The organism is Actinoplanes sp. NPDC026670 (assembly GCF_040638175.1).
GTDB lineage: Bacteria > Actinomycetota > Actinomycetes > Mycobacteriales > Micromonosporaceae > Actinoplanes.
In genome coordinates, this window is sequence record NZ_JBEZXU010000023.1 from 1 (window position 1) to 16,528 (window position 16,528).

General features: G+C 69.7%; 7 protein-coding genes and 1 pseudogene. 4 read left to right on the forward strand and 4 right to left on the reverse strand.

Annotated elements, in window-relative coordinates; translation table 11 throughout:
• The 3 genes and pseudogenes from AB0E94_RS22820 to AB0E94_RS22830 form a co-directional block, all read left to right on the forward strand.
• Nucleotides 1–306, forward strand: a pseudogene (locus AB0E94_RS22820) (hypothetical protein); the annotation flags it as partial.
• 103 nt (nucleotides 307–409) lie between these two features.
• Nucleotides 410–4,645, forward strand: a complete 4,236-nt coding sequence (locus AB0E94_RS22825; RefSeq protein WP_360329173.1) for a polymorphic toxin-type HINT domain-containing protein — start codon at nucleotides 410–412, stop codon at nucleotides 4,643–4,645.
• Nucleotides 4,646–4,688: 43 nt separating this feature from the next.
• A complete protein-coding gene (locus AB0E94_RS22830) occupies nucleotides 4,689–4,964 on the forward strand; it encodes a hypothetical protein (RefSeq protein ID WP_360329174.1) in 276 nt (91 codons plus the stop codon).
• 73 nt (nucleotides 4,965–5,037) lie between these two features.
• Here the strand turns inward: AB0E94_RS22830 and ppc are convergent, their stop codons facing one another.
• The 4 genes from ppc to AB0E94_RS22850 all read right to left on the reverse strand — a co-directional run bounded on the left by ppc (nucleotide 5,038) and on the right by AB0E94_RS22850 (nucleotide 12,640).
• Nucleotides 5,038–7,833 (reverse strand): phosphoenolpyruvate carboxylase, encoded by a 2,796-nt coding sequence (gene ppc, locus AB0E94_RS22835; protein WP_360329176.1) that lies wholly within the window; start codon nucleotides 7,831–7,833, stop codon nucleotides 5,038–5,040.
• Between the two features lie 99 nt (nucleotides 7,834–7,932).
• Entirely contained in the window at nucleotides 7,933–8,952 is a 1,020-nt protein-coding gene (locus AB0E94_RS22840) for a glycoside hydrolase family 6 protein (RefSeq protein WP_360329178.1), read from the reverse strand.
• A gap of 5 nt (nucleotides 8,953–8,957) precedes the next feature.
• Entirely contained in the window at nucleotides 8,958–10,907 is a 1,950-nt protein-coding gene (locus AB0E94_RS22845; RefSeq protein WP_360329180.1) for a galactose oxidase early set domain-containing protein, read from the reverse strand.
• Nucleotides 10,904–12,640 (reverse strand): glycosyltransferase family 2 protein, encoded by a 1,737-nt coding sequence (locus AB0E94_RS22850; protein ID WP_360329182.1) that lies wholly within the window; start codon nucleotides 12,638–12,640, stop codon nucleotides 10,904–10,906. Before AB0E94_RS22850 ends, AB0E94_RS22845 begins: the two co-directional genes overlap by 4 nt.
• A gap of 254 nt (nucleotides 12,641–12,894) precedes the next feature.
• Between AB0E94_RS22850 and mfd the strand changes: the two genes are divergently transcribed.
• Complete coding sequence (mfd, locus tag AB0E94_RS22855) at nucleotides 12,895–16,509, forward strand: transcription-repair coupling factor (RefSeq protein WP_360329184.1); 3,615 nt, start codon at nucleotides 12,895–12,897, stop codon at nucleotides 16,507–16,509.
• Nucleotides 16,510–16,528 lie beyond the last annotated feature (19 nt).

The following is a 16,528-nucleotide window of genomic DNA, read 5'->3' on the forward strand; positions in this document are numbered from 1 at the left end:
TCGCGGAAGTCCTTTGAGGACGAGGTGCAGTGCGCTACCGCTGAGATTCAGGTGGAGAAGGCGCTGGCGGTGGAGCCGTATGGCTATTACTACTGTTTCAAGACCTCGGGTTCGAAGGGTGTGCTGACTCTTGAGGTGCCGGGGACGTTCGGGGTGCGGGCGGGTAACAACGCGGTGACGGCGACGGCGCAGACGGATGAGGGCACTGAGGTGTTCCAGATTCCGGCGAACACGCCGAAGCCGATCGATCCGGGTGATGGTGAGAGCCTGCCGACCGCGATCCTCGTCGAACTCCGTATCGGCTGACTCTTTCCTGATGGGTGGGTGACCGTTTCCGGTTGCCCACCGCACCTCTGATCTTCATTCAATTTCGGCATTTCTGTAGTCACTAAGAATTCACGGGGGATCGGTGTCTCGAATCTCGCGTCCGTTCAGCCGATCAGGCAGCGGACGATTCATATCAGGCCGCGGCCTCTCCGCGGCCCTCAGCGCTGTACTGACTGCCACGCTTCTGCAACCGGTCGCTCCCGCTCGGGCTGCCGAGGCTGAGCCTCTGGAGCGCGAGCTCGCCGTTTCTGACCTTCTGAACGGCGGGCCATCGGTGCAACGGGCGGCCGCCGCGGCCCTGGCCGGAACCGACGCGGACATGCAGCAGTACTTCGACACGGTCTTTCCGGAGGCTCAAGCGGCCGACCAAGTGGCCGCCGCACAGGCTGTGGCCGCCATGGACGGGCCGACCACGCGCGCCGCGGCCCAGACGGCGATCGAGACTTCACCGGAAGCCGTATGGACCTTCGTCACGGGCGGCTGGCAGGCCAGCTGGAACGTCGACGAGCGCATCCGGACGACGCAGATTCTCGAAGCCGGTGGCCCGACGGTCAGGACCGCCGCGCAGGCGGCTCTCAACGGTTCCGCGGACGAGCTCAAGACCTTCCTGTCGACCGGGTATGAGAAGGCGTCGTACACCGACGACCGGATCACCGCGACGCGGATGCTGACCGGCGGGTCGACCAACAGCGGCCCGGTGCTTCACACAGCGGCGCAGGAGGCTCTGGCCGGAACGCCGCAAGAGTTGCAGGAGTTCCTGGTCACGGGGCAACTGGTGGCCCGTGCGCGGGATGCCGAGTTGGCCGGGCTGCAGAGCCTGACGCAGCAGGCCAAGCAGGCGTCGGAGACGACAGCGCGTGAGGCTCTTGCCGCTACTGGCGCGTCAACTCGTGCGGCGAACGCGGCTGCCGAGGCGAAGAAGGCGGCGCAGACCGCTGCGGCGGAGACCCGAGCTGCTGGTGGTGCAGCGAAGAAGGCCGACGCTGCTGCCGGTCGGGCCGCGGATGCGGCGAAGGGCGCTGCGGACGCTGCTCGTGATGCGGTGGGTGCGTCGAACGCGGCGATGCGTGCTGCGGGGATTGCGTCGGATGCGGCTCGTAAGGCGACTGCTGCTGCGTCGGCGACGGCGCAGGCGGCGGCTCGTGCTCAGCAGGCGGCGGCGAATGCGCGCACCGGTGCCGGTACTGCGCGGGATGCCCGGATCGCTGCTGAGGCGGCTCGTGACGCGGCGGCCAAGGCTCGTGAGTTGGATCAGGTTCGCGCGCAGCGTGACCGGGCGCTGGCCGAGGCGGAGAAGGCCGCGAACGCCGCGAAGGGTGCCAGCTCGGACGCGGACGCGGCGGCTGCTGCGGCGGATGATGCGGGTGCGCAGGCGGGTGTTTCCGAGGCGGAGGCGGCTCGGGCGCGTAAGGCGGCCGAGGATGCCCGTCGCGCGGCTGCCGCGGCCGCGAAGGCCGCTGAGCGTGCTGTTGCGTTCGCGCGTAAGGCCGCGGTGGCCTCGGATCAGGCGTTCGAGTACGCCCGTCAGGCCGCCGCGCACGCGGAGAAGGCCGCAACCGCTGCTGAGGCTGCCGCGGCTGCTGCCGAGCGTGGTGAGAAGTCGGCAACCGAGGCGTCCAACCACGCCGCCGCTGCCGTCGAGGCCGCCAACATGGCCGTGGCGACTGCCGAGCAGGCCGTGAACCTGGAAAAGCTCGCTCGTGAGGCGGACACCACTCGTCTGGCGGAGTTCACCGAGCAGGGCGTCATGCGTGCCCAGGACGCCCTGCGAGCGGAGAACGAGCAGAAGGCCAAGGGCGGTGAGGCCGTCGCGTGGAACAACAAGCTCCTCTGGGACACCGCCGAGGAGGACCGTGTTGACGCGGCCACCCGCCAACTGCTGAACGAAGCCGTGGTTGCAGGCACCCCGACCGAGACGGTGCTCCAGAAGGGGCGGCAAGCGGCCATCACGCTGTTGAGCACCGGCAGCGAATGGACGGTTGCCGCTGCGGAAGAGGTGCTCGGCGGCGGTGAGACCGAGCTGCGGTCATGGCTGGCCGAGGGGCGACGGTTTGCCGTCGGTCAGGATGACCGGGCGAAGATCTGGCGCCTGATCGACACGCTGCCGGACGGTGCCGAGAAGACCGCGGCGAAGACCGCGCTGACCGGTGACGACGCGGCGGTCGAGAAGTTCCTGCGGACGCGCAACTACGCGGGCAAGGCAGCTCAGGATCGCACCAAGATTTACGCGATCATCGATGCTGCGACCGGTCCGAATGTCAGGAACGCGGCGAACGCCGTACTGGGCGGCACGAGCGCGGAGATCCATAAGTTCCTGCGTGAGGGTCAGTACACGGCCCGGGCTGCCGACGATCGGCTCGAGGTCTACCGGATTCTTGAGACCGCTGGCCCCGAGGTTCAGGCCGCCGGGCAGGTAGCGCTCGAAGGTCCGAAGTCGTACCTCACGTACTTCCTGACCACGGCGCAGTACCAGGCGATGCAGCGCGACCAGGAACAGGCTGCGCACGTCCAGCAGGCTCGTGCTCTCGTGACCCAGACGCAGGAGCACGCGCAGAATGCGCTGGCGGACGCGGCGAGGGCGAACAAGGCGGCGCTGGACGCGTGGGGCAAGGTCACCGAGGCCAACAAGGCCGCGGCTGACGCGATCGCCTACGCGAACAAGGCCGCCGGGTACGCCAACGACGCCAAGAAGTCCGCAGCCGATGCCAAGGTCTCGGCGGACCAGGCCGCCCAGTCGGCGACGAAGGCGAAGCAGGCCGCCGCTTCGGCGCAGGCCAGCGCGGACGCCGCGGCTCAGTCTGCGGCCACCGCCACCGCTGCGGCCGCTCGTGCGCGGGTCGACGCCAACGCCGCCTACGCCGCAAAGCGTGAGGCACGCGAGTCCGCGAACGCCGCAGGCCAGGACGCTGCGGCAGCGGACACCGCGGCGAAAGAGGCCGCCGCGGTGTACACCCTGAAACTGAAGGAGTACGAGGCACAGCAGCGCAATACCGCTCCGGGTACCGGCTCCGACGGGGTCGGGAGCGCCGCCGACGACCACAAGACGTGGGGCTGTCTGCAGCTCGACCCGTCCGCGGTGTCGACCGAGTGCCTGAAGGTCTACAAGGACTTCGCGGGCGCGCTCGCCGACCAGCCGAAGTGTGCCGTGCCGGCGAACCAGAACACGCCAGGCTGTCTCATGCTCGGCGATCTGAAGAGCTTCATCGGTGAAAACGGCGATGTCATGCTGGACGTGCTCCAGTTCGTCCTGATGGGCTGCGGCCTGATCCCGGTCGCCGGCGAGGCCTGTGATGGCATCGACGCCGCGGTGTCGTTCAGCCGTGGTGACTGGGCCGGCGGACTGCTCTCCCTCGGATCAGCCATTCCCGGCCTCGGATACGCCACCACCGGTGTCAAGGCGTGGAAGAACTCCGACAAGCTGCGCAACGTCAAGCAGCTCATCGACAACATCATCACGAAATGCCGGACCAGCAGCTTCGTGCCGGGCACCCGGGTCCTGCTGTCCGACGGCAGCAGCGAGAAGATCGAGGACCTCCAAATCGGCGACTCGGTGCTGGCCACCGATCCGGTCCGGGGGCGCACCGGCGCTCGTACGGTCACCGCGACCCTCGCCAATTACGGGTCCAAGGACATCGTCGAACTGACAGTCGAAGCGGAGGGGACTGCCAAGTCCATTTCGGCGACGGAAAGTCACCCCTTCTGGGTTCCCGCGCTCAAGTCGTGGGTTCCGGCCAAGGAACTGGTGGCCGGCACACAGTTGCGTGACGACGACGGTGCACTGGTCAAGATCGAGCAGGTCGAGCACCGGACGGAGCTCACCTGGGTACACAACCTGACCATCGACGAGTTCCACACCTACTATGTGCTGGTCGGCAACACGCCGGTGCTCGTCCACAACTGCACCCTGCCCCGTGGTTTCGCCGGCAAGGACGACTACAACAAGTTCATCGGCGACCTCGATGCGGGTCTGGCCAGCGCTGGACATGCCGGTACCAAGGCGGCCTTCCAGGGAAGTTCGGTGACCGGTGTCAGCTTCAAGACGGGTCGGGCGTTCGGTTCCCACAGCGACTACGACGTGGCGCTCGGTGGTAAGGAGATCTTCGAAAAGGCCAAGGCGCTGGGCATTCCCCTGCGGGAGGGGAAGAGTCGGACCGGGCCGCTGAAGGGCTGGCAGCTGGACGCGCTGGGGCTCACGCAGATGCGAAAGGAACTCTCGGCCAAGGCTGGACGTCCGGTCAACTTCATGGTCTTCCAGGACTTCGACAAGGCACTGGGCCGAAGCCCCAGCCTGCCGGCTGTCACTTGCGGATGCAAGTAGTGGAAAGCGTCAGTGCAAAGGTAGATAAGCAATGCTTTATGGCGTGAAGAACGGCAATGTGGAGGACGCGACCGCCGCCTTGGCGGCTCGCCTCAACTGCACCTTCGAGTTGCGCGAGAGCGAATACCTCGGGGAGTACACCCTTGCCCAGGTCGGCGGCGGCGAGCTCAAGGTCGTCGCCCAGCCCGACCCGGACGGAGAGCCGCACGAGGACGAGTTCGAGGACTACGAGGTGCTCATCTATTCGGACGCCGAAACTGATGATCTTGGAATCCGGGACCTCTCGGTCGGTCCGGGTGTCGTAGAGGTCCTCGAGTAAGGCCATCAGGCCGGACATGAGCCGGGGCCCGAGCCGATCATGGCTCGGGCCCCGGAATACTTCAGCGGCATGATCAACCGGTGTTGCGCATGCCGGCGGCGATGCCGTTGACCGTGGTCAGCAGGGCTCGCTCCAGGGCCGTCGAGTCCGACGGGCCGCGGCGGGCGCCCGGGGCCGTCGGCAGCTGGCGGCCGGAATCGCCCAGGTCGCGGTACTGGCGGAGCAGCGCCACCTGCAGGTGGTGCAGCGGCTCCAGGTACGTGTCGCGGACGCTCAGCGTGCGGGAGAGCTCCGGCTGGTTCGACAGGATCTCGGTGCCGCCGGTGATGGCCAGCACCTCCTGGACGGTCAGCGCGTACTCCTGCTCGATCTTGTCGAAGATCGGCCGCAGCTCCTCGGGGACCAGCGTCTCCACGTACCGGCGGGCGATCGACAGGTCGGTCTTGGCCAGCATCATCTCGACGTTCGACAGGAACGTGCGGAAGAACTGCCAGTTCTGGTGCATCGCGTCGAGCTCGTCGCCCTTGCCGGCGGCGCGGACCGCGGCCAGGCCGGTGCCGACTCCGAACCAGCCGGGGACGATCTGCCTGGTCTGGGTCCAGCCGAACACCCACGGGATGGCGCGCAGGCCGCCCAGGCCGGCGTCCGCGTTGGGGCGCTTGGCCGGGCGGGAGCCGATGTTGAGAGCGCCGAGCAGCTCGGTCGGGGTGGCGGCCCAGAAGTAGGCGGCCAGGTCCGGGTCCTCGACCAGCGAACGGTACCTGGTGAACGCCGCGTCCGAGGCGGTGTCCATGACCGAGTCCCACACCTCGAGGCGGACCGGGTCGACCGAGATGCTGGTGTGCAGCAGCGTCGCCTGGAGCACGGCGGCCACCGTGAGCTCAAGATTTTCCCGGGCCAGGGCGGGCACCGTGTACTTGTCGGAGATGACCTCACCCTGCTCGGTCACCTTGATCGCGCCGTCCAGCGTGCCGTACGGCTGAGCCAGCACCGCCTCGTGCGTGGGGCCGCCACCGCGCCCGACCGTGCCGCCGCGGCCGTGGAAGAGCCGCAGCCGGACGCCGTGCCGGGCCGAGACGTCACGCAGCGACCGCTGGGCCTTGTGGATCCGCCACTGGCTGGTGGTGATCCCGGCCTCCTTGTTGGAGTCCGAGTAGCCGAGCATGATCTCCTGCACGTCGCCGCGGGCGCGGACGATCTCCCGGTAGGCCGGGATGGAGAGCATCTCGTCGAGCAGGTCGCCACCGGCGTCGAGCTCGGCCGGGGTCTCCAGCAGCGGGATGATGTCGACCTGGGCGCGGCCGGTGTGGATGTCGACGAGACCTGCCTCGCGGGCCAGCACGGCCGCCGCGAGCACGTCGTCGACACCGAGGGTCATCGAGATGATGTACGACTCGATGACGTCGTCGCCGAACCGGGCCTGCGCCTCGCGGATGGTGTGGAACACGTCGAACGTCTTGCGGGCCGCGTCGGTGAGCGGGGTGTCGATGTTGGACAGCGGCCGCCGCCCGGTCAGCTCGGCGGCGAGCAGCTTGGTCCGCGACGCCCGGTCCAGCTCGGCGTAGTCGTCGACCTCGCCGACCTGCGCGTACATCTGCTGGAGCACCTCGTGGTGCTTCTCGGCGTGCTCACGGACGTCGAGGGTGGCCAGCTGGAGACCGAACGCGGACGCCTGCCGGATCGCGGTGGCGACCACACCGACCGCGGGCAGCTGGCCGGAGTTGCGGGCCAGCGACGCGCGCATCAGCTCCAGGTCGGAGATCAGCTCGTCGGAGCCGAGGTAGTCACGGCCGGCCACGTGCGGGGTGCCGTTGATCAGCCGGGCCCGGGTGTTGGCCAGCTTGGCCTTGATCGCCCGGACCTTCAGACGGTACGGCTCCTCGGCGTTGACCCGGCGGAACCGGGACGCGACCTCGGGCAGGTTCTCCAGGTCCTGGGCGAGGCTGGCGGACAGGTCGAGGGAGACGCCGCGCAGCCGCCGGGAGACGGACAGCTCGTCGATCAGCTTGTCCATCGCCTTCTCGGTGGCCTGGATGCCGTGCTCATGCTGGATGAGCAGCACCTCACGGGTGACCTTCGGGGTGACGAACGGGTTGCCGTCGCGGTCGCCGCCGATCCACGAGCCGAAGGTCAGCGGCTTCGAGGTGGGCGCGGTCTCCACACCGAGGCGGCGCAGCGTGTCGGCGAGGTCGTCGAGCACCTGCGGGGCGGCGTCGGCGTACAGATCCTTGAGGTAGTAGACCGCGTTGCGGGCCTCGTCGGTCGGGTCCGGCCGGTCCAGGCGAAGCTCGTCGGTCTGCCAGAGCAGGTCGATCAGCTCGGCGAACCGCTTGGTGGAGACGGTGGTGTCGGTGGCGCCGTACAGCGCGGCGGCCGCGGACTCGGCGTCCAGCGAGTCGGCGACCTGGCGCAGCTTCGACAGGATCGAGCGGCGGGCCGCCTCGGTCGGGTGCGCGGTGAAGACCGGGCGGATCGCGAGGCGGCGGGCGGCGGCGGCGATCTCGTCGGCCGGCACACCCTTCTCGGCAATCCGCTTGGCGGCCTGATCCAGCCAGCCGCCGTTCCTGGCCCGGCGGCGCCGCAGGTCACGGGCGCGGTGCACCTGCTCGGTGATGTTCGCCAGGTGGAAGTAGGTGGAGAAGGCGCGGGCCAGTTTGGTGCCGGTGGTGATGTCCATGGCACCGAGACGGTCGGCGGCCGCCGGAGCGTCCTGCCGGACCAACGCACGGATCTCCTCGACCAGGTCGAGAAGGGGACGGCCCTCCTGACGGGCCAGGGTCTGACCGAGCAGTGTGCCGATCCGACGGATGTCGGCGCGGAGTGCTGCGTCGGGGCCCTCCAGGTCGAGGTGGGCAGGCTCGTCGGACATCGGGCGCTCCTTCGCTCGGATGGCTCCAGGACGGCGCTGTCCCGACTTCGCCGATGTTATCGGCGTACCCCGGTCAGGGGGTGAATTGAGTCAAGAGTCTCATGACCCGGTCAGTGAACGCGCATAGGCGGGGTACCACTGACCTGCGGGGGGAGCTCCGGCACCGCAGGCGCCGTCCGACTCGCCGGGGCGTTTCACCCAGAGATAGGCATCGACGAGCTCCTGCCCGGTGCGCAGGGTCGGCGCGTGACCGAGGCGTCGTCCGGGCGGGTTGCACCACTGCCGGTCGCCCCGGACCCGACGGGCCGGGCCGTTGCCGTTGCGGCTGGTGTCGATGACGAAGTGCCGGCCGGCGAGCAGACGGGACAGCTCTGTCCCGTACCGCAGATTGGTCCTGGTGGTCTGGAAGTTGGCGACGTTGACCGCGAAGCCGCGGGCGCGGGTGGCGCCGGACCGTCGCAGTGCCGGCGCCATCCGCGAAGCGGAGACCCATCCGGGATGGCCGGCATCGAGGTAGACGGCGACCCCGGGTTCGGCCCGCAGGGTGTCGATCGCGTCCGCGAGCAGGGCGTAGCGGGCCGCCGAGGCGCGCGGGCCGAGGCATCCGGAGACGGCGTGCGCGACCGCGTCCGGTTCGAGGATCACCAGGGCGCGATGACCGCGCATCGCTGCGGCCATCGAGGAGATCCAGTTCCGGTACGTCTGAGCGTCGCGCGCGCCGCCCGCCGAGTACTGCCGGCAGTCCCGGTGCGGGATGAAGTAGAGCGTGACGACGGGCGTCTTCCCGGCCGCGCTCGCCGCGGTGACCAGCCGGCGGGCCCGGTCGGCGAACCCGGGCCGCGCGTCGGTGAACCAGGTCGCCGCCGGCTGGTCGGCGATCCGCTGGATCACCGCGGCCTCCGCGTGCCGCCCCGAGCCGCGGAGATTGCGCAGGTAGCGCGGTGCGAGCCCGCCCGGGTCGAGGTAGAGCCCGGCGACCGGTCCGGTGGCCGGCGGAGTCCGCAGCGGGGCCGGCTCGGCCGGGTCGTGCGTCAGCGCGACGGCGCCGGCGGTGGTCACGCCGAGCAGGGCAGCCAGCAGCTGAGCCCGGCGGCCTCTCCGGTAGCGGTGCCGTGCCATCGGCCTCAGCGCACCCGCACCCAGCGAGCCGCCGACGGTACGCCCTTCTCGTTCATGAGAAACAGCATGTACCACCCAGAAGGTACGAGACCGGACTTTTCTGGCACCTTCACCTCAACGGAGTTGCCGAGGCTGCGCATCCCCAGCGCCACCGACCGCTGGTCGACATCCGTGACGTGGGTGACCGCGCTGGGCCGCACGAGCCGGGCCGACACGATCCGGCTCGCCTCCGCGACGCCGAACACCGCCGCGCCGCCCCGGTCCACCGCGACCGGGCCGCTGGTGATCACCGGCCGGTCGCCCCGGAACAGGTAGGGCGGGCTGTAGATCTCGATCCGCTTCTCGAAGGCGCCGGCGTTCTTCCCGGTCCGGTCGTAGAGCGGGTCGCCGCCCATGGTGATCACCCGGCCGTCCGGCAGCAGGATCGCCTCGGAGTGGTAGTTGCGGCCGACAGTCGACTCGGCCGCGGTCTCGAACACGTTCCGGTTCGGGTGGTAGATCTGCGAATTGAACAGGTCGCTGCGCGGCTCGCCCCGGTACGGCCCACCCCGGTACCCCGACGAGCCGCCGGTGGTGAGCACGGTGTCGTCCGGCAGCACCACGGTCGACAGGTAGCGGGCCGGTTCCGGCAGGTCCGGGCCGGGCGCATAGCGCGGGCTCGGCTCGTCCAGGTCGGCGATTCCGGTCCGCGCGGTCGAGTGCTCCGACTCGCCGACCCCGCCACCACCGAGGATCATCACCTTCTGGTCCTGGGCCGGCGGCAGCAGCACCGACGAGCTGGTCTCGTTCATCCCGGCGTCGGCCAGCCCGGGCACCGGCTGGAAGGTGTTGCGCTCGACGTTCCACAGACCGGGCGTACGGCCCTCGGTGTCCGAGCCGTAACCGGAGTTGGAGCCGGAGTAGAAGACCCGCCCGTCGGCCATCAGGTGCAGGCCCGGATAGGTGGGGAAGTAGCGCTTCAGCTCCGGCGCGGCCACCCATCGCCGCTGCTCCGGCAGGTACCGCTCGTTGCGGCCGGGCAGGATCCGGCCGAACTGGTCCAGCCCGGAGACCGCGATCACGTCGCCGCCGGTCAGGCCGATCAGGGTCGGGTACCAGCGGTGGTCGCGCATGTTCCCGGTCCGGACGTAGCGCTCGGTCAGCGGGTCGAACTCGTAGGAGGTGCGGTCCCCGCCGTACTCCTGCTTCTCCCTGGTGATCTTCTCGGCGATGCCGTAGAGGTTGCGTGCGTCGGGACCGGACAGCCCTTCGATCGTGTACTGGGCCGGGCTGCCGACCACCGGCCGGTCGCCCTTCGCCTCGGCGTCGGCCCACACCTCGGCTTCGCCCGCGTGCACCATGACCTGCCCGTTGTGGGTCACCTTGCGGGCGGCCGGGACGGTCACCCGCGACCTGGTCCGGTACGCCTCGCCGGTGGCCGAGAGCAGCCGGGTGCCCTTCGGGAAGACCCGTGGGCCGGCGTCCGGGGACTCGTTCTTGAACTTCATCACCCCGGCCGCGTGCTCCACGTCGGCTTCGAGCACCTCGTACGACTTGGTGCCGCCGGCCACCAGCAGCTTGCCGTCCGGCAGGAAGGTGTGCCCCGCGCAGAACACGTCGGTGGGTGTCGGGACCTCGGTGAACTCGTCGTCCTGGGGGTCGTACAGCACGGTCCGGAACGACTTCGCCTCGAACGCGTCCTTGTTGTTGCCGCTGCCCGCGATGATCAGCACCTTGCCGGTGTGCAGCAGCGCCGCGTGAATGGCGTTGACCTTGAAGCCGCGGGGGACCGGCAGAGCGGCCCAGTGCCCGTACCGCTCCTTGTAGGCCTGCCGGTTGATCTGGAACGTGTGCAGCGCCTCACCGGCCACCGCGACCATCGGCCGGTTCGCGACGGCCAGCACGGCCAGCACCGCGAGCGTGACCAGACCGCTCACCAGGCGGCGGGCGAGAGAGGGACGCGTGCGGGGCTTCATACAGGAGTGTCCTTCCGGGAACGGAACAGCCACAGCGCGGCCGGAGTGAGGCAGATCGCGAGGTTGAGGGCGGGCCAGGCGTACATCGCCGGATCGACGTGGTCGACGAACGGGGAGAAGATCAGCAGGGCCGCGTAGAGGGCGGCCCAGCGCAGGCCCGGCGCGAACGTGGCCAGCCGGTCCGGGCTGGTCGAGTCGCCCTTCGGGGTGACCACGAACCCCGACTTCCGGCGCAGCACCGCGGACAGGAACGACGACACGTAGACCGGCGTGCACAGGGTCGAGGCGAGCATCCCGGCCAGCCCCGACGACCCGGACTTCTCGTGCGGGCTGACGTTGTGCCGCCGGTTGAACAGGTAGAGGCCGACCTGGAAGAGCGCGGCGTCCACATAGAGCATCAGCCAGACCTCGGCCGGCACCTGGACGCCCTTGGCGCCCAGCAGCAGGAAGCCCGCCGCGTTCAGGGCGCCGAGCAGCCAGGCCACCGCGGTCAGCGGGTAGTACGACATGAGCAGGCCGTACTGGAGCGCCCGAGCCGGGCCGAGCCGCAGCAGCAGCGCCGCGAACCGGCGGACCACCACCTCGTCGGTGCCCCGCGACCAGCGGTGCTGCTGGGTGAAGTAGTCGGTCCACGACGACGGGCCCTCGCCGACGGCCAGCACGTCAGGTGTGTAGACCGAGGTCCAGCGCCGCCCGGTGTCCGGATTGCGGCTGGCGTGGATCTCCACGCTCGTGGCCATGTCCTCGGTGATCGAGTCCTGCAGGCCGCCGATCTGCTGCAACGCCGAGATCCGGACCGCGTTGTTGGTGCCGACCAGCATGGCGATGCCGCGCCGGTTCCCGGCCCGCTGCAACAGGGCGTGGAAGAGGTACTGCTGCGACTCGGCCCAGCGGGTCACCCGGTTGTCGTAGTTGCCGTAGATCTGCGGGCCGACCACGAACGCCACGTCCGGATCCCGGAAGTAGCCGATCAGGCGCTCGCAGAAGTTCGGCGCCGGCACGTGGTCCGGGTCGACCGAGACGAACACGTCGTACGCGTTCCCGTGCGTGGTCAGCCAGGCGTTGTAGTTCCCGTGCTTGGTCCGCGTCTTGTAGCGGCCCTTCTCGGTGTTGAAGTCGAGGTTCCCGTGCCTGGTGAAGTGGTTCACCCCGAGCCGGCGGCACATCAGCTTGACCACCGGGTCGTCGCCCTCGTCGAGCAGCCACACGTCGAAGTGGCCGTCGTACCGGATCTGCTGGGCGGCCCGCAACGTGCGTTCCACCATCTCCACCGGCTCCTTGCCGGGCACGATCGTGGTGAGGAACGCGACCCGCAGCGAGGTGTCCGGGACGACCGGCTGCGGATCACGCGCCCAGAGTGTCGCGAGGCACAGTGTGACCACGTTGACCAGCCGGAACAGCTCGATCGCGGCGGTCGCCACGATCATGAAGCCGGTCGCCAGGTAGAGGGTGGTGTGCAGGTCGTGGTCGGGCATCTCGATCGAGGTGACCAGCCAGCCGAAGAACGTGCTCTCGAAGGCGAAGGCGAACAGCGTGATGAGCAGTGTCCGGATCGGACGGCGGCGGGCCAGCCGGCGCATCCCCACCCGGTACGGCCCGTCCGGCGCCTGCTCGGCCGGGCCGGCCAGCACGCTGTACGCGCTGTAGGCGGACTGCCGGGGCAGGAGATGGGTGCTGTTCATCTCGTCCGCGGGCATCGGCGTCCGGCCGGTCGGCGGCCGTTGCGGCGGCACCTTCCCGGTCGTTATCGGGACGGAAGCCGGAATGATCTGTGTGGCCCCGGGATCATGCCGCACGTTTTGCCCTCCCCGATCAAATGCGCAACGTCCGGGGACTCTTCCACGAGAGCTCGGTTCACATGTCGGACATGCTGTGCGATAAGGCGCGGGGTGCGCGATCTGTCGGTGCGCCGGACTAAGCTGAGGGCACACCCCCGTCCACCACCTGGATCGGGGCTGTTCGTCGTGCCCTCGGGGGGTCACTCGTCATGCAACTGTCCGGTCTGGTTCCCGCCGCCCTGCGCGACCGCGGTCTCGCCCGCGCCCGTGATCTGGCGGCCAAAGGCTTCGTCGACTCGGACTCGCTCGACCTGACCGCGCCGGTCTCGTTGCGCCCGTTCGTCGTCGCCACCGTCGCCGGCCCGGCCGACATCGGCGGCGCCCAGCGGCCGGTGCTGGCGGTCACCGCCACCTCACGCGAGGCCGACGACCTGGCCGACGCGCTGGGCTGCCTGATCGACCCCGATCTGGTCGCCGTCTACCCCTCGTGGGAGACGCTGCCGCACGAGCGCCTGTCACCCCGGTCCGACACGGTCGGCCGCCGGCTCGCCGTGCTGCGCCGGCTCGCCCACCCCGGCGGGACGCCGTTGCGGGTGATCGTCGCGCCGGTCCGGTCGCTGCTGCAACCACAGCTCAAGGGCCTCGGCGACCTGGAGCCGGTGGAGCTGGTCACCGGCGGTGAGGTCGAGCTGGAGGAGGTCGCGCGGCGGCTCTCCGACATGGCGTACGCACGGGTCGACCTGGTCACCAAGCGCGGCGAGTTCGCGGTCCGCGGCGGCATCCTCGACGTGTTCCCGCCCACCGACGAGCACCCGTCCCGGGTCGAGTTCTGGGGCGACGAGGTCGAGGAGATCCGCACCTTCGCGGTCGCCGACCAGCGGACCATCGACCAGGTGCCGCGCCTGTGGGCGCCACCCTGCCGGGAGCTGCTGCTCACCCCACCGGTCCGGGCCAAGGCCGCTGCCCTCGCCGCCGAGCATCCCGAGCTCGCCGAGATCCTCGACAAACTCGCCGAGGGCATCCCGGTCGAAGGGATGGAGTCACTGGCCCCGGCCCTGCTCAGCGGCACCGACAGCATGGAACTGCTGATCGACTGCATGCCGGCCGGCACCCACGTGCTGCTCTGCGACCCGGAGCGGATCCGGACCCGGGCGCACGACCTCACCCGTACCTCAGATGAATTTCTGGAAGCCTCCTGGGCCGCGGCCGCCGTCGGCGGCCAGGCGCCGATCGACGTCGGCGCCGTGGCCTTCCGCACTCTGGCCGACGTCCGGGCGCACGCCGCGGTCCTGCACCAGCCGTGGTGGTCGATCTCACCCTTCGGGCTGGCCGACACCCCCGCCGAGGCGCTCCCCTGGGAGGACGCGTCGAGCGTCGAGGTGTCGCCGGACCTCGGTGACGCGATCGCGCTGGCCGCACAGCCCGTCCCGCTCTACCACGGTGACACCGCGCGCCTCGCCGGCGACCTCGCCGGATGGGCCGGTCAGGGCTGGGCGATCGCGCTGGTCTTCGAGGGCAAGGGGACCGCGCAGCGGGCCGCCGAGCTGCTCCGCGACGCCGGTCTCGGCGTCACCACCGTCGACTCGATCCCGTCCGCCATCGAGGACGGGCGGCTGCTCGTCACCTGCGGCGGGCTCAACCACGGTTTCGTCGACGAGGCGTCCCGGCTCGCGGTGATCACCGGCAACGACATCTCCGGCGGCCGCGGCGCGTCCACGAAGGACATGCGCAAGCTCCCGGCCCGGCGGCGCAACACGATCGACCCGCTCGAACTCAAGACCGGCGACTTCGTGGTGCACGAGCAGCACGGCATCGGCCGTTACATCGAGCTGGTGCAGCGCGTGGTCAACGGCGCCGAGCGGGAGTACCTGGTCATCGAGTACGCCGCGTCCAAGCGGGGCCAGCCCGGCGACCGGCTCTTCGTCCCCACCGACCAGCTCGACCAGCTCTCCCGCTACGTCGGCGGCGAGTCACCGGCCCTGCACAAGATGGGCGGCGCCGACTGGCAGAAGAGCAAGGCCCGCGCCAAGAAGGCGGTCAAGGAGATCGCCGCCCAGCTCATCCAGCTGTACGCGGCCCGTCAGGCCTCCTCGGGGCACGCCTTCGGGCCGGACACCCCGTGGCAGCGGGAGCTGGAGGACGCGTTCCCCTACACCGAGACGCCGGACCAGATGGCCGCCATCATCGAGGTCAAACACGACATGGAGCTGCAGGTCCCGATGGACCGGCTGATCTGCGGCGACGTCGGTTACGGCAAGACCGAGATCGCGGTACGGGCGGCGTTCAAAGCCGTGCAGGACGGCAAGCAGGTGGCCGTGCTCGTGCCCACCACTCTGCTCGCCCAGCAGCACTTCAACACGTTCACCGAGCGGATGAGCCAGTTCCCGGTGCAGATCAAGCAGCTGTCCCGGTTCCAGACGCCGAAGGAGACCACCCTCACCCTGGAGGGCGCCGCCAACGGCACGGTCGACATCATCATCGGCACCCACCGCCTGCTCGCCAAGTCGACCCGGTTCAAGAACCTCGGCCTGATCATCGTCGACGAGGAGCAGCGTTTCGGCGTCGAGCACAAGGAGCAGCTCAAGGCCCTGCGCGCGTCGGTCGACGTGCTGACCATGTCGGCCACCCCGATCCCGCGGACCCTGGAGATGGCGATCACCGGCATCCGGGAGATGTCGACCATCGCCACCCCACCGGAGGAACGGCACCCGGTCCTCACCTACGTCGGGGCGTACGACGAGAAGCAGGTCGCCGCGGCCATCCACCGCGAGCTGCTGCGCGACGGCCAGGTCTTCTACCTGCACAACCGGGTCGAGTCGATCGACCGGGCCGCCCGCAAGCTGCGTGAGCTGGTGCCCGAGGCCCGGGTCGCGGTGGCGCACGGCCAGATGAGCGAGGAACAGCTCGAGAAGGTGATGGTCGGCTTCTGGGAGAAGGAGTTCGACGTCCTGGTCTGTACCACGATCGTCGAGTCGGGCATCGACATCCCGAACGCCAACACCCTCATCCTGGAGCGCGCCGACCTGCTCGGTCTCGCCCAGCTGCACCAGATCCGCGGCCGGGTCGGCCGGGGACGCGAGCGGGCGTACGCGTACTTCCTCTACCCCCGGGAGAAGCCGCTCACCGAGCACGCCCACGAGCGGCTGGCCACCATCGCGCAGCACACCGAGCTCGGCGCCGGCATGTACGTGGCGATGAAGGACCTGGAGATCCGCGGCGCCGGCAACCTGCTCGGCGGCGAGCAGTCCGGCCACATCGAGGGCGTCGGCTTCGACCTCTACGTGCGGATGGTCGGCGAGGCGGTGGCCCAGTTCAAGGGTGAGCGCCAGGAGGAGGAGCCCGAGGTCAAGATCGACCTGCCGATCGACGCGCACCTGCCCACCGAGTACATCTCGGTCGAGCGCCTGCGCCTGGAGATGTACCGCAAACTCGCCGAGGCCCGCGACGACGCCCGCCTCGACGAGGTGGTCGGCGAGATGAAGGACAGGTACGGCGAACCGCCCGCCCCGGTCGTCAACCTGATCGCGGTCGCCCGGTTTCGGCAGCTGGCCCGCACCTACGGCCTCACCGACGTGTCGATGCAGGGCAAGCACATCCGGTTCTCGCCGCTCGCGCTGCCCGACTCCAAGCAGCTGCGACTCAAGCGTTACCACCCGGACTCGGTCTACAAGACCGGCACCGACCAGGTCAGCGTGCCCCGGCCCAGCACCCGGCGGATCGGCGGCGAGCTACTGCGCGACCAGGACCTGCTTCAGTGGTGCGGGCAACTGCTCAAGGACGTCCTCGGCGAGCCGGTGAAAACCGGCGCGGGCCGGGCGACGTAAATCACAGAGCGCGTGAGAG